This window comes from Nonomuraea sp. NPDC049725, from assembly GCF_040674795.1.
GTDB lineage: Bacteria > Actinomycetota > Actinomycetes > Streptosporangiales > Streptosporangiaceae > Nonomuraea > Nonomuraea ceibae.
Genome location: NZ_JBFANJ010000007.1, coordinates 18,295 through 32,547 on the forward strand (window position 1 = coordinate 18,295; position 14,253 = coordinate 32,547).

Annotated in this window: 12 protein-coding genes; 5 read left to right on the forward strand and 7 right to left on the reverse strand. The window is 70.7% G+C overall.

Annotated elements, in window-relative coordinates; genetic code table 11:
- Positions 1-13: 13 nt before the first annotated feature.
- Positions 14-1,324, forward strand: a complete 1,311-nt coding sequence (locus AB0J53_RS19405; RefSeq protein ID WP_364173864.1) for an FAD-binding protein — start codon at positions 14-16, stop codon at positions 1,322-1,324.
- 370 nt (positions 1,325-1,694) lie between these two features.
- Here the strand turns inward: AB0J53_RS19405 and AB0J53_RS19410 are convergent, their stop codons facing one another.
- Positions 1,695-2,186 carry a hypothetical protein gene (locus AB0J53_RS19410; RefSeq protein ID WP_364173866.1) on the reverse strand — a complete coding sequence of 164 codons (492 nt, stop codon included), beginning with the start codon at positions 2,184-2,186 and terminating at the stop codon, positions 1,695-1,697.
- Positions 2,187-2,933: 747 nt separating this feature from the next.
- Here AB0J53_RS19410 and AB0J53_RS19415 point away from each other — a divergent pair.
- Together AB0J53_RS19415 and AB0J53_RS19420 are read left to right on the forward strand one after the other, a co-directional pair.
- On the forward strand, positions 2,934-3,512 hold the full coding sequence (locus AB0J53_RS19415; protein ID WP_364174815.1) for a TetR/AcrR family transcriptional regulator: 579 nt from the start codon (positions 2,934-2,936) through the stop codon (positions 3,510-3,512).
- A 61-nt stretch (positions 3,513-3,573) separates the two neighbouring features.
- Positions 3,574-4,347, forward strand: coding sequence for an SDR family oxidoreductase (locus AB0J53_RS19420; protein WP_364173869.1), 774 nt, complete (start codon positions 3,574-3,576; stop codon positions 4,345-4,347).
- A 633-nt stretch (positions 4,348-4,980) separates the two neighbouring features.
- Here the strand turns inward: AB0J53_RS19420 and AB0J53_RS19425 are convergent.
- The 3 genes from AB0J53_RS19425 to AB0J53_RS19435 all read right to left on the reverse strand — a co-directional run bounded on the left by AB0J53_RS19425 (position 4,981) and on the right by AB0J53_RS19435 (position 7,282).
- Positions 4,981-5,493 carry a nitroreductase family protein gene (locus AB0J53_RS19425; protein WP_364173872.1) on the reverse strand — a complete coding sequence of 171 codons (513 nt, stop codon included), beginning with the start codon at positions 5,491-5,493 and terminating at the stop codon, positions 4,981-4,983.
- An 84-nt stretch (positions 5,494-5,577) separates the two neighbouring features.
- Positions 5,578-6,018 carry a DUF6196 family protein gene (locus AB0J53_RS19430; RefSeq protein WP_364173874.1) on the reverse strand — a complete coding sequence of 147 codons (441 nt, stop codon included), beginning with the start codon at positions 6,016-6,018 and terminating at the stop codon, positions 5,578-5,580.
- 382 nt (positions 6,019-6,400) lie between these two features.
- A complete protein-coding gene (locus tag AB0J53_RS19435) occupies positions 6,401-7,282 on the reverse strand; it encodes a LysR family transcriptional regulator (protein ID WP_364173877.1) in 882 nt (293 codons plus the stop codon).
- A 94-nt stretch (positions 7,283-7,376) separates the two neighbouring features.
- Between AB0J53_RS19435 and AB0J53_RS19440 the strand changes: the two genes are divergently transcribed.
- On the forward strand, positions 7,377-8,396 hold the full coding sequence (locus AB0J53_RS19440; protein ID WP_364173880.1) for a nitrilase family protein: 1,020 nt from the start codon (positions 7,377-7,379) through the stop codon (positions 8,394-8,396).
- 57 nt (positions 8,397-8,453) lie between these two features.
- Here AB0J53_RS19440 and AB0J53_RS19445 read toward each other — a convergent pair whose 3' ends face one another.
- The 3 genes from AB0J53_RS19445 to AB0J53_RS19455 all read right to left on the reverse strand — a co-directional run bounded on the left by AB0J53_RS19445 (position 8,454) and on the right by AB0J53_RS19455 (position 10,489).
- Complete coding sequence (locus AB0J53_RS19445) at positions 8,454-8,939, reverse strand: pyridoxamine 5'-phosphate oxidase family protein (RefSeq protein WP_364173883.1); 486 nt, start codon at positions 8,937-8,939, stop codon at positions 8,454-8,456.
- A 149-nt stretch (positions 8,940-9,088) separates the two neighbouring features.
- A complete protein-coding gene (locus tag AB0J53_RS19450; protein ID WP_364173886.1) occupies positions 9,089-9,550 on the reverse strand; it encodes a nitroreductase family deazaflavin-dependent oxidoreductase in 462 nt (153 codons plus the stop codon).
- Positions 9,551-9,727: 177 nt separating this feature from the next.
- Positions 9,728-10,489 (reverse strand): SDR family oxidoreductase, encoded by a 762-nt coding sequence (locus tag AB0J53_RS19455; RefSeq protein WP_364173889.1) that lies wholly within the window; start codon positions 10,487-10,489, stop codon positions 9,728-9,730.
- 144 nt (positions 10,490-10,633) lie between these two features.
- Between AB0J53_RS19455 and AB0J53_RS19460 the strand changes: the two genes are divergently transcribed.
- Positions 10,634-13,939: a BTAD domain-containing putative transcriptional regulator gene (locus AB0J53_RS19460; protein WP_364173891.1), complete on the forward strand. Its 3,306-nt coding sequence runs from the start codon at positions 10,634-10,636 to the stop codon at positions 13,937-13,939.
- Positions 13,940-14,253: the final 314 nt, after the last annotated feature.

The following is a 14,253-nucleotide window of genomic DNA, read 5'->3' on the forward strand; positions in this document are numbered from 1 at the left end:
AAGGGGATGCGACATGAACATCGGGGACGAACTGCGCAGTGTGGTCAGGGGCGCCGTGCTCGCGGCCGGGGACGACGGCTTCGAGCAGGCTCGCCGCCCGTGGAACCTGGCGGTGGAGCAGCCCGTCCGCGCGGTCGTGGAGGCCGCCGACGCCGACGACGTGGCGGCTTTGGTACGGCACGCGCGCCTGGCCGGTCTCACCGTCACCACCCAGCCGAACGGCCACGGCGCCAGCGGTGACGTGGACGACGTGATCCTGCTCCGCACCGGCAGGCTGGACGACCTGGTGATCCGCCCGCAGGAACGGCGGGCCCGAGCGGGCGCCGGCGTGAGCTGGGGCCGGGTGCAGCAGGCGGCGAGCCCGCACGCGCTCACCGGACTGGCGGGCAGTTCCCCGGTGGTCAGCGTCACCGGCTACACGCTGGGCGGCGGTCTGAGCTGGTTCAGCCGCAAGCACGGGTTCGCCGCCTCCAGCGTGCGCGCCTTCTCCGTCGTCGACGCCGACGGCGCTCGTGCCTGGGTCGACGCCGACAGCGACCCCGACTTGTTCTGGGCCCTCCGTGGCGGCGGCGGTGATTTCGCGATCGTCACCGCCGTCGAGTTCGACCTGCACCCCGCTCCCGCTCTGTACGGCGGGCGGATGCTGTGGCCGGGCGACAAGGCCCGCGACGTCCTCGCGGCCTACCGGGAGATCACCGCCGACGCGCCCGAAGAGCTCACCGCCTGGTACGACCTCCTGCGCTTCCCCGGCGCCCCGCCCATGGTCGCCGTGGACGTGACTTTCCTCGGTTCACAGGGGGACGCCGAACGGCTGCTCCGTCCGCTCGACAAGATCGACGGCGGGCTGTCGGACTCCCGCGCCATGATGGCCGTCGCCGACCTGCCCGCCATCACCGCGGAACCCACCGATCCCGGCGCCGGCCGCTCCCGGGCGGAACTGCTGACCGGGCTGGGACCGGAAGTCGCCGACGTGCTGCTGGAGCGGCCCATCGACCCGCTGCTCAGCGTGCAGCTCCGGCACCTGGGCGGCGCGCTGGGCCGCCCCTCGGACACGGCCGCGGGCCACCTGGCCGAGCCGTACGCCCTCTACCTCTTCGGCCTGTCCCCCACCCCGGAGGCGGGCGCCGCCGTCACCGAACGGCAACGCGAACTCAGCACCTCGCTGCTGGCGCACACCAGCGGGCGCAAGCCGTACACCTTCCTCGGCCAGGGGGAACGCGCCGCGAGCGCCTTCACGGGCGCGACTCTGGCCCGCCTCCGCGACCTCAAGCACGCCCGCGACCCGCACGGGGTCTTCCGGAGCAACTTCCCGGTCCTCGCCTGAGCTCGCGGCCGGCCGGGGCGCGGGTGTCGCCGCCTCCATCGGCGTCCCGCCCTCGGCCTACCGCCAGTCCTTCCGCACCGCGCTACAGCGCCATCGACCGAACGATTCGAGGGCATGATCGGACCAGTCCGGCTTCGGTCGGGTGACCTCGACGGCTTTGGGCGCCTGATCATGTCCCAGCGACACCAGCCACACGGCGGAACGTGGTGGTGAGCCTGCCTGTGCTGGAGGCGGAGTAGTAGTACGGGTCCCCGCAGTTCCCAGGGCAAGGCAGGGGAGCAGGGAGCCGCGGCACCGGGAGGGGACAGTTCTCACGAACCGTAGGGCACGGCAGACCGCCCCACCCCGTACTGCTCTCGGCCGAGGCCTGTCAGCCTGCCGCCGGGCGCTGCCCGCCGTCATGGCGAACCGTCCCGAGGGGGATGCAGTTGTCCGGGGTTCCGGTACGTACCCCCTCGCACAGTTGAGCCCGCGACATGTCGGCCTTCTCCGGTACCAGTTGCCAGGCGCGAGTCCAGTACGGAGTGTCCGCCACCAGGTCGCCAAACTGCTTCGAAACGCCGGTGCCGTACTCCGGGGAATGCATTTCCTCTTCGGTGAAGTAGTTGGTCCCGTTGTCCATGCCACCACAGCCGACCTGGCTGTTGGCTTCCTGGGCGGACTTGCAGCCGTCGTAGTGAACCACCCAGTACGCCTGGGGATGCGGGGCCTTGAGGGGGCGTCCCGGAGCGCTGGTGACCTTCAACACGAGCTGGATGTATGTCAGGCCCAGCGGCGCCGGGGATTGCGGAGCGTCGGGACTGAGCTGGGCGTCCACGATCTGAACCGAGTGCGGATAGGGCCCCTTCTTCACAGACAGCACCGGACCGCGTCCCTCGAACGAGGCACCCGATGGAGAGGGCGACGGGCTCACCGTGGCAGACGTCTCTGGCGTGACCGCCAGGTCCGGGGCGGACCGGTCCGGTGGCGCCCACCCTCCGCACGCAGCGAGAAGAGCACTGCAGGACAGGGCAAAACCGCCTCGCGCCCACCGGACCAGGTGCATGCGTCCACCGTTCCCCATCGATCCTCCCATTGGCTGCAACGGGGTCGCGCTCCCAGCCACCCCCTTCTGATCTTGGAACACAGTAGCGAAAGCGGTTCTTCAGGCTTTAGAGGGGCATCTGATCTTCTTTCGTGATGACCTGTCCGTATCGGAGCGCGCTGGCCGGACCACAGCCTCGGCGCCGGCTCAGGGGTGGCGGCGGTGACGACCGTCGCTGCGACGAGTTGTTCGCACCCGGCGAGTCAGGGTCAGCCGCTCGAAATCGGGCCTGTCACGCTCCACGGTTCGGGGTGAGAGCCGCGTGGGCGGCTTGAGGCCCGCTCGGCGGCAGGCGGGGGAGTGGCGGCTCCACACCGACAATTCTCGACCTCTTGCACACCACCAAGGTGATCAGTAGCGATGTGGCAGCTCGGGCGGGATGCGCCAGGCCGGGGGAGCGCCGCCATCCGATCCTGCCGGCGCTGGTCGCTCAGGCGCGGTCGGCACGCGAGTCGCACGCCAAGGCCGGGTCTCCCCGTCCGGCCGATTTGAAACGACCATTACTAATGGAGTAGGTTGATCGTCATGTCCCGGGCGCGAGGCTTCGACGATGAGCAGGTGCTTGACGCCGCCATGGAGGCGTTCTGGGCCCGCGGGTACGCCTCCACGTCCGCGCAGGATCTGGTGGACTGCACCGGATTGGGGCGCAGCAGTCTCTACAACGCCTTCGCCAGCAAGCACCGGCTCTACGAGCTGGCACTGCGCCGATACCTCGAACGCAACACCGAGGCCGATATCGCACTGCTGGAAGAGCCGGGGCCGGTGAAGGAGCACATCCGGCAGTTGATGCTGGGGGTGATCGATGCCGAACTCGGCGATCCCGGACGGCGGGGATGTCTGGCGGTGAACGCCGCGATCGAGCTGGCCGGCAAGGACGAGGCGGTCACCGCGCTGGTGCGGCGCATCTTCGCCCGCGTCGAGGAGGCGTTGGCGGCGGCCCTGGCGCGTGGTCAGCGAGATGGTGAGATCACGCGCGAGCGCAGCGCTGCCGCCCTGGCGCGATTTGTGTTGAACGCCGTCTACGGGCTGCGGGTGCTCGGCAAGGCCGCCACCGACCGACAGCAACTGGAGGAGGTGGTGGACGCGACGATCGCCGCCCTGTGAGGCGGCCACGGCTTTTTTATTTACCCTCAATTTGGAACGACCATTACAGATGGAGAGCGTCATGTCCCTGTCAGGAAAAGCAGTCGTGGTGACCGGAGCGAGCCAGGGGATCGGGCTGGCCATCGTCACCGACGCGATCGCCCAGGGCGCCCGGGTGGCGGGAGTGGCCCGCACGGCCAGGCCGGAGCTCAAGGCCACCGGAGCACATCCGATCGCGGTCGATCTGGCCACCGCCGAAGGCCCGGCCGAGGCGGTAGGCCAAGCCGCCGACGTCCTCGGCGGCATCGACGTGCTGATCAACAATGTGGGCGCTTTCGACGCGCGGCTCGAAGGGTTCGGCGCGATCACCGATGCCCAATGGCAGTACACGTTCGAGGTCAACTTCTTCTCCGCTGTACGCGCGATCCGCGCCGCCCTGCCGTCCCTGCTGGAACGCCAAGGAGCGATCGTGAACATCTCCTCGATCCGCGGACGCTTCCCCCAGCCGGCCACCGTCGATTACGGAGCATCCAAGGCCGCGCTGACCAATCTGGGCAAGGCGCTGGCCGAGGAACTCGGGCCGCGCGGGGTGCGGATCAACACGGTCTCTCCCGGACCGACCCGCACTCCGGCCTGGGAGAGCGAGCACGGCATCGGCGCAACACTGGCAGCAGCCGGCGGCAGCACCGTCGCGGACTTCCTGACCGGCTTCCCGGCCAAGGCGGGCTTCAACACCGGGCGACTCACCGAACCCGCCGAAGTCGCCGCACTCGTGCTGTTCCTGGCCTCCGGACAGGCCCGCAACATCAACGGCGCCGACTACGTCATCGACGGCGGCCAATCCAAGACGGTCTGACAGGCCACGCCGACGACCCGAGCGCCGGCCGCCGAGCCCCAGCGCCCGGGGCGGAACCACCAGCCGAGCGCGTGTCCCCGAACGCCAGGCCGCCCGCGTGCCGGCGGCCGCTGCGCTACCCGAGGCGCTGGAGTTGACGGTGGCCTTCCTGGACGCGGAGAAGGGGCGCGTGAGGTTCGGCCCACCACTCCGCTTGACACGCTCGTGATCGAGCTCGATGGTGCCGCGCACCTTCACCTCGCCGCCACCGTCGAGGCGGGCAGTCCCGCCCACACCCCGTTCGCCACCCTCGATGACCAGGCTGCCCGCCTGACCGGCGTGCCCTTGCGGGCGGGCGCAATGGCGTCCGACAACCGCCGCTACGCCGCAGGCCGACCGCGACCGACATCGGCGGCTACCAGGCCCCGCCGAAACTGATCGCGTGCAGCCGGACACACTCATGGCGGCGGCGCGCGGCTGCTGGCCACTCAGGTGGCCTTTGGCCCGGCTGCGGCGGGAGAAAGCTGAGCTGGCCAAGCAGCACGCCCAGGACCAAGCCGCGTAGGAGAAGGAACGCGCTGAGCTGGAAGACGAGCGTGATGTGCTCAAAGATCCCTTCCTGCAGCGCAGAAAGATGGGATCTTGTGAGGCCGCTCAGCCGGTCGGGTCAGTGATCTCAGTCACGAGTGCGGCCAGGGGCAGGCGGCCGGTGGGGATGGCGGACTTGCCGGGCGGGGCAGGGGCTGGGTGGCCCAGGCATACAGCGGTACGCACTCGCCAGGGCGGTGTGAGCCGGCAGATCCGGCCGGCCCGGTCGGCGTTGGTGGCGGGGAAGAACGATACGGGGCAGCTCCCCAGGCCCTGCAGGTGGGCGGCGAGCATCATGTTCTGCGCGGCGCGGCCCGCGTCGAACTGGGCGTCCTCACCGCCGGCGTCCTCGTCGACGGCCAGGGCGATCACGACCGGCGCCGTGGCGAGGTGCGCGGCGTAGGCGCCCAGGCCCGAAAGCCGGCGGCGGACTGCACCGCTGCGTACGACCACGAACCTCCACGGCTGCCGGTTACGGGCCGAGCCGGCCCAGCGGCCGGCCTCCAGCACCTGGCGCAGTTCCTCGTCGCTGACGGGTGCCGTGGTGAACCATCGGCTCGCCCGCAGGGACGTCAGCATCGACACATCGGAGTGGGGCGGCACAGCCATCACGGTCCTGAACGCGGGCGGACGGGACATCCGGGGGCCGGTGCCCCTGGTTGATCAACCCTGGGCAAGGCGCAGCGCCCGAACGATCACCACGGCCTCCGCCAGGAGGTCGACCGGGCAGCCCCAGTAGTCATAGATGCCGCCCCGAGCTCGGTTGCTGCCGCAGATGACGAACACACCGGTCCCCAACTCGGCTTTGAGGTGGCCGGCCAGCCAGCCGACGAAGCCGCTGTTGTCGAGTTCGGCCGGGAAATGGAAGGAGAAGATCCCGAAGCGCTCGACGTCTGCGACTCCGGGGCGCAGCGGGACCAGCCGGCTCCAGCTCTCGCTGTCACGCACCACGGCCAAGGTGTCAGCGGTGAGTGCCGGCGGGCGGTCGGCGGGGAACTCCTCGAAGCACCACACACCATCGTGCACGGTGAGATCCGCCATCGTGATCACGCGACGGAGGCGCTCATGAGTCTGTTCCGGAGTCTCCCTGCTGACGCTGACCATGGAACGAGACCTCCGATTCGTTGACCGTGACCCGACTCGATCAGCGGACGCACGCGATCCTCCCACGTCCCGCCGGATGTGACGCCCCCGGCTCGGGCAGGGTTGGTAACCCGGGTCCTCTCGCCACCCAAAGGCGTCCGGAGGTAGATCCTGCTCTTCGGGCTGAGAGGCAAGTATGAGCTGAGGCAGAGGTCTGATGGCCACGGTCCTGGCCGGAACGGTCGGTGTCACGGCTGTTCAGGAGGCCGTCCCTTCTCACGCGGAGAGCGCCGCGCGAGAAGGAGCCACGGGCCGGGGCCGGGCAGGCAGGCGCGCTACAGCGTGCAGCGTCGCGGCGGCCATCTTTTCGTCCATGCATCTGACGCGTGGCCACACCTGCGTCTCATCGAGCCGAGCCATCGCGGACGAGGTCGAGAAAGCTCGCGACCAACGGCGGAAGATGACCGGGATTCCAGACCGCGGCGATGCGCCACTCCGCTGCCGGATGCCGGAGTGGCGTGATCATGATCGGCGAAGGAGCGATGCGGGCGGCGCTCGCCGGGACGAACGCGGCGTCGCTCCCGGCCGCCACGAGCGCCAGCACGGTCTGCAGGTCATGCGCCTCCTGGAAGATTCTGGGCCGGGCCCCGACGGCGGTGCAGAAGCGGTCGATCTGACGTGCCAGTCCTGGGCCTCTGGCTGTCACCAGCTGGACGAAATCCCGGCGATCCACCCAGCGTGAGATGTCTGCCGGGTCAGGCGGAGGGGGATCTCCATGATCGGCGGAGGCGAGCGCAAGGCGGTCGGTCCCCAGGATCAGCCGCCCCCAGCCGTCCTCGTCGGGAAGGCGGACGAAGCCGACGTCCAGTTCGTCAGCGCGAAGCCTGTCGAGCTGCTCCTGGGAGGACATGTCCTCCAGCGTGACGTACGCGTCGGGACGGCTGCGCCGGAAGGCCGCCACCAGGCGGGGAGTCAGGTCGATGCTGGAGAGCCCGAAGCCGACCGACAGCCTGCCGATCTCGCCGCCGGCCATCCTGGCCATCCGCACGGCCAAGGCGTCGGCCCGTCGCACCAGATCCTGCGCCTCCGGCAACAGGGCCGCTCCCAGCTCGGTCGGTGTGGCGCCGTGGCGCCCGCGGTGGAACAACCGGCCCCCGACCTGTGCCTCCAGGGACTGGATCTGCTTCGTCAGCGTGGGCTGCGTCACCAGGAGCAGCCGGGCGGCGCGCCCGTAGTTGCGCTGCTCGGCCACGGTGAGAAAGGCGCGGAGCAGCCCGATGTCCATTCGTTCATCCTATGGAACGCCATAAAACATTCATTGGACGCATCGGAGTCTCGTGCGATGTCCTGGTGTCCTGAACGGGTGACGGGAGGCCATGATGGAGCAGCCAGACCAGGCGAACGGCGACGGGTTGAGATGCGCGAGCGTGCAGTTCGAGCACCGGCCGGATGACAAGGCCTACAACCTGGGCCGGGTCGAACACTACGTGCGGGAGGCCGTCGGCGGTGGGGCGCACCTCGTCGCCTTCCCGGAGATGTGCTTGCTGGGCTACTGGCACCTGCGCCGGCATTCGGCAGAGCGGCTGCGCGAGCTGGCCGAGCCGTTGACGGGGCCATCCGTCGGCCGCGTACGCGATCTGGCGGTGGAGCGCGGCGTGGCTGTGGGTGTGGGGTTCCTGGAGGCCGGCGAGCAGGGGCGGCTGTTCAACAGCTATGCCGTATGCCTGCCGGACGGGCAGGTCCACCGGCACCGCAAGCTGCACGCCTTCGAACACGAGGCGATCAGCAGCGGCGATGCCTACACCGTCTTCGACACTCCGTGGGGCGTACGCGTCGGCATCCTGATCTGCTGGGACAACAACCTGGTCGAGAACGTACGGGCGACCGCACTGATGGGCGCCTCCGTGCTCATCGCGCCCCACCAGACCGGCGGCACCGCCTCCCGCAGCCCACATGGCATGCGGCCCATCCCTGCGGAGCTCTGGCACCGCAGGCACCACGACCCCGAAGCGATCGAAGCGGAGCTGCGCGGACCGAACGGACGCGAGTGGCTGATGCGCTGGCTGCCCGCCCGGGCCCACGACAACGGCCTATTTGTCGTGTTCAGCAATGGTGTCGGGGAGGATGATGACGAGATCCGTACCGGCAACGCGATGATCCTCGACCCCTATGGCCGCGTCCTCGCCGAGACCTGGGCCGCCGCTGATGCCATGGTCGCTGCCGACCTCGACCTGAGCCTGCTGCCCTTGTCCACCGGACGACGCTGGCTGCAGGGCCGGCGTCCCGAACTGTACGACATCCTCACCCGCCGGTTCGGCGACGAGCGCGATCCGCGCACCGCGCGCTTCGCCGCCGATCCAGTGCCCATCCTCCGCGTCCCGCGATCTGACCGGAGCTGAGCGGCCGCCGCTCAGCGAAGCCCGTGACGGCGTCCTGGACCTGCGGTCGGGCGCCGTTCAGCGTTTCCCTGGCGCGTACCAGAGTCTGCCGGGCAGGTTGCCGCGTCTGATCACTTGCACACGCCACGGCTCCAGCCGCAGGACGTGCAGCTTCGGGTCTTCCGGGTCGCGCCAGAAGTTGCCCAGGTTGTAGCCCGCCCCCTGGGGGCTCGTACGCCGGTAAAGGTCCCAGACGTGGCGCTTGGTCTCCAGGTCGTCGACCCAGGTGGCGACGGTGTCGATGCTCACCGCGTTCTGCCGCGGCGTCCAGTAGGAGAACGTGCTGTGCGGGTTGCCCGCCAGGTGGGCGGCCTTGACAGGTGTCCTGTAGGTGGCGAGCCAGCCCAGTGGCAGGCCGTCGACGCTCTCCCAGACGGGGATCAGCACCCGTGCACGGGGTCGTCCCTTCTGGTCGACCGTCGTCATGGTCGCATACACGATGTCGCCGATGTAGGTGTCGAACTCGTCCTTGATCTCGTCGAACGACGCCACGTGGTTGGTCATCGTTGTCTCCTTGCTGCTCGAACGATTGCGAGGGCGGATCCTTGGGCCGGTTCGGGACGCGACGGGGGTGCGCAGGCGGAAGGCCATGACGGACCGTCCTGGCCATGGGGTCGGGAGATCCGTCCGCACTGAGTCACGTCCGTGGGTCCTTACAGCGGGTGTGGATCTGTCTGCCTCGGTCTGATGGGCTCCAGGACGACCACGGGGATCTCCCTACGGCTCCTGGCCTCGTAGGTCCGGTAGACCGGCGCGAGCTCGGTCATCATGCGCCAGAGCCGCTCCCGCTCCGGCCCTTCGGCGGTACGCGCCCTGGCGGTGAACCGCTCGCCGAGGATCTGCACGCCGACCTCCGGGTTGGCCACCACGTTGAGGTACCAACCGGGATGCGTGTGGGTGATGGCCGAGCCGGACGCCACCAGCACGTAGCGGCCGTCGTCCTCGCCGAAGAACAGTCCCGTGCGCAGCCACCGGCCCGACTTGCGTCCCTTGACGGTGAGGACGAGGTTGGTCACCCCTCCTTCCAGGTAGCCGTCGCGGCCGTCCGTGGCCAGATAGCGGCGCACGTGCTCGGCGACTGACGGGTCAGGGCTGTCCGTGGCGTCGTCCCACATCAGCGGCCTCCCTCGGTGCTGCCCCGGACGGGCTCGGCGCCGACCGCGGGCTCACGCCTGGCCGGATGGACGGGGATCGTGAAGGTGTCGAAATCGATGCTCATGGTCGTGACCTTTCTGTTCACGGGGCCGCCGTCCCGCCCGTGGGCGGGGCGGCGGCTGGTGGCGGGGGTCGGCTCAGTGGGCGCCGCTGAGGCCCTGAGCGAAGCCGCCGTCGACCGGGAGTTCGACATTGGTGGTGAAGGTCGCGTCGGCGGCCAGGAAGAGCGCGGCGGCGGCGACCTCCTCGACGGTGCCGTTGCGCTTGAGCGGAGTGGTCTGGCTGCCCTGCAGCTCGAACTCACGGCGTTCCTCCTCGCTCAGCCCGGCGACGCCCATGGTGGGGGTCTTGATGTAGCCGGGGGCGACGGAGTTGACGCGGATCTTGCGGGGCAGGAGCTCGGCCGCCAGGACGTGGGAGACCGCGCGTACCGCTTCCTTGGAGCCGGAGTAGGCGCTCAGCCCGGGGAAGATCAGGTCGTTGGCGACGGTGGTGAAGACGATCGCCCCGCCCTCGTTGATCAGCGGTGACAGGCTCTGCACGGTGAAGAAGGCGCCCTTGGCGTTGACGGCGAAGTGCCGGTCCCAGGAGTCCTCGGTGACGTCCTCCAGCGTCTGCACCTCGGCGATGCCGTGGTTGACGAAGAGGTAGTCGATGCGGCCGAGCTTGTCCCGCACGGTGTCGCCGAGCGCGCGGATGTCGGCCATGCTGGCCGCGTCGGAGCGTACGACGTGCGCGGAGTCCGGCTTGAGCTCGGTGCGCGCCTGCTCGATCTTCGTCTCGTTGCGGCCCGTGAGGACGACCTCGGCGCCGCCCTCCAGGAGCGCCTGGACGATGGCCAGGCCCATTCCGTGAGTGCCGCCCGTGACGACGGCCTTCTTGCCTGCGAACCTGCTCATGGTGACTCCCTGCTCAAACGTTCGGGTGGGTGCCGGTCCGACCGGCACACCAGAGCGTGCGGGACCGGGCTCGCGGTTTTCTCTCGGTCCGCTTGCGGTGGGCTGACAGGCCAGGCAGGGGCGACGTGGCCGTACGGTGAGTCCATGCGTTTCGGGGTGCTGGGTCCGCTCGCCGTCTGGTCGGCGGACGGCGAGCTCGTGGTGGTGCCCGAGTCGAAGGTGCGCGCACTGCTCGCGGCGTTGCTGACGTCCTGGGGGCAGGTGGTCTCCGCCGACCGGCTCGTGGACGAGCTGTGGGGGGACGCGGCGCCGGCGAATCCCACAGGCGCCCTGCAGACCCTGGTGTCGCGGTTGCGGCGGGCACTCGGCCGGTCCGGGAAACAGGAGCTGGTGGTACGCCGAGGCCCCGGCTACCTCCTCGACGTGGCGGACGACGCGGTGGACGCGGGCCGGTTCAGCGCGCTCACCACGCGCGCCCGTGCCATCGCCGACCCCCGCGAGCGTGCCGGGCTTCTCACCGAGGCGCTGGCACTGTGGCGCGGTCCCGCCTTCGCCGACTTCATCGACGAGGACTTCACCCGCGCAGCCGTCACGCGCCTGGAGGAGCAGCGCCTGCTGGCCCTGGAGGAGCAGGCCGAGGCCCGCCTCGAACTGGGCGAGCACAGCCTTCTCGCCGGGGAACTCGGCGACCTGACCGCCCGCCACCCCCTGCGGGAGCGGCTGCGCGCGGCCCACATGCGCGCCCTGTACGGCGCGGGCCGGGCCAGCGAGGCCCTGGACAGCTACCAGGATCTACGCCGCCGGCTGGAGGAGGAGCTGGGCCTTGACCCGGGCCCCGAACTGGCCGCCCTGCAGCAGGAGATCCTGCGACAGGACCCGGCTCTGCGGGCCGTCCCGCCACCCGCGCCCGCCCCGCGCCGCCACAACAACCTGCCCACCCCGGCCACCGGCCTGATCGGACGGTCGAAGCCCGTCGAGCGGATCCGCGCCCTGATCGCGGCAGGCCGCGTGGTGACGTTGACCGGCCCCGGCGGGGTCGGCAAGACACGCCTGGCGGTAGAGGTGGCCTCCGGCCTGACCGATTCCTACGCCGACGGCGTCTGGCTCGTGGAGCTCGCCTCGCAGGCCTTCTCCACCGGACCCGGCACCTCGGCCACGGAAGACGAACTTGCCGAGGTAGTGGCCACGACGCTGGGAATCCGGGACGACACCCATCCTGGCCCCCTGCCGGGCAGGCGGCCGCACACACTGCTCGACCGGCTGTCCGACGCGCTCCGCTCCCAGCGCCTGCTGCTGGTCCTGGACAACTGCGAGCACGTCATCGAGGCCGCCGCCGACCTGGTCCAGGCGCTGCTGCGCAACGCCCCGGACGTACGGATCCTGGCCACCAGCCAGGAGCCGCTGAGCGTTCCGGGAGAGTGGGTCTGGACAGTGCCCCCGCTCGATCTGCCCCCGCCCGACCTGCCCGGGAGCTCGGCCGACCTGGCGGTTCTGCGTGCGTCGAGCGCGGTGCGGTTGTTCCTCGAGCGTGCCGCCGCAGCCTCCCCCGGCTTCGACCTCACCGAGGACAACGCCCAGGCGATCGCCTCCATCTGCCGCCGGCTCGACGGGATTCCGCTGGCCCTGGAGCTGGCGTCCACCCGGGTACGAGTGCTCGGCGTGCATGAGCTGGCCAGGCGCCTGGACGACCGGTTCCGGCTGCTCACCGGCGGCCATCGGGGCGCCCCCGCGCGGCAGCAGACCTTGCGCGCGATGATCGACTGGAGCTGGGAACTGCTCACCGCGGCCGAGCAGGCGGTACTGCGCCGGCTCGCCGTCCACTCCGACGGCTGCACCCTGGAGGCCGCCGAGGCCGTATGCGCCGGCTCCGGCGTGAAGCCCGCCGAGGTCCTGGACCTGCTGACCCGCCTGGTCGATCGCTCCCTCGTGCTGGTCGCCCACGAGGCGGACGGCCCCCGGTACCGGCTGCTCGAATCGGTCTCGGCGTACCTCCTGGAGCGGCTACGGGAATCCGAGCACGAGCGGGTGCGCCGCGCCCACGCGCACTACTACGCGGCGTTCGCCGAGCGGGCCGACTCCCTTCTGCGCGGCGCCAACCAGCAGCACGGGCTGCGCCGCCTGGACGCCGAGACCGCCAACCTCCGCAGCGCCCTCGACAGCGCCGCCGCCGACGGCGACGCTCATCTGATGCGTCGGCTCGTCCACGCGATGACCTGGTACTGGTTCCTGCGCGGCCGTCTCAGCGAGGCCAACCGCTACCTCGCCCTGGCCCTCGCCCAGCCGCAGGATCCTTCCGGATCCGACGCGGGCACGCCGGACCCGGCGGAGGGCGCCACCGCCGGTCGGGTGCCGGACCGGTCAGGCACTGTGGCCTGGCAGACCGGGATGAGTCTGCTTTCCGGCGCCCCCGACGGGCCGGCACGCCACAGCCGCGCCGTCCTGGAGGTGTACGAGGGCATCCGCGACCCGCACGAGCGGACCAGGGCGGGCTGGCTGCTCGGCTTCGCGCTCACCCGGTTCGGAGAATTCGCGGTGGGCGAGGAACTGCTGAACCGGGTGCTGACCGGGTCTCGCGCGCTCGGCGACCGCTGGGCGCTCGCGGCCGGGCTCAGCGCCCGGGGGATGCAGACGTACGTGTGCGGCGATCTCAAGGCTTCCCGGCGCGACGCCGAGGAGAGCCTCACGCTCTTCCGCGAGATCGGCGACCGGTGGGGGCAGTCGCAGGCCATGGCCGTGCTCGGGCGGGTGGCGGAGATCGAGGGGGACTACCCGCAGGCGGGCCGCCTGCACCGGGAGGGACTGCAGATCACTGAGGACCTGGGACTGTGGACCGACGCCTCGATGCGCTGGTCCGAACTCGGCAGGATCTCCCTGTTGACCGGCGACCACGCCAGGGCCGAGGAGTTCCACGAGCGAGGCCGGCGTCTTGCCGTCGAGCAGGGGGACCAGCCGGCTGAGGAGTACGCCGAGCTCGGGCTTGCCTTGGGGGCGCGTCGGCAGGGTCAGTTCGATCGGGCGGAGTCGTACCTGCGCCGCTGGCTGGAGTGGAACCGGCAGTTCGACGCGGAGTACGGTGCGGCGCTGATCCTGGCCGAGCTCGGCTTCATCGCGGAGCTGCGCGGGGACACGGAGACGGCCCGAGCGCTGCACCTGGAAGGGCTGGCCGCGGCCCGGGACACCGGCGATCCCCGGGCCGTCGCCCTGGCCCGGGAAGGGCTCGCCGGGGCGTGGGCCCTCGCCGGAGACCATGTGCGGGCCGCGCGCCTGCTGGGCGCCGCGGCCGCGGCCCGCGCCTCGGCGGGCGCCCCGCTGCCGGCGGCCGAGCGTGGCGACGTGGACCGGATCACCGCCGCGCTCAAGGCAGCGTTGGGAGAAGCAGGCTTCGAGGCCGCATTCGACCAGGGGCGGGCCCTGGGCCCGGACGCCGACGCGGAGGGGCTCGACGCGTGAGACGGAGGACCCGCCAGGCAAGGGAGCCTACTGACGGACGATCCTCGTGCTACCCGGCCGCCGCCACCTGCGGAGCCCCTCGCGCTGACGATGGTCGAGCAGGGCCCCTCCCAAGACAGACAGGCGAAAGCCGCTCGCGCCTGTACTGCTTCAGGCTCGTAGACCTGTTCTGAGCTGGTGTTTCTTGGGGCTGGCTTGGCTGCTCGGTGGCGGCGATCTTGCACGGACGGCGCCTGGAGGTCAGCACCGCAGGTCCAGCACCACGCGATGAGTTGTGAAGCGGAAGCCACGGCGCCAGTTGGTCAGGCCGGCTG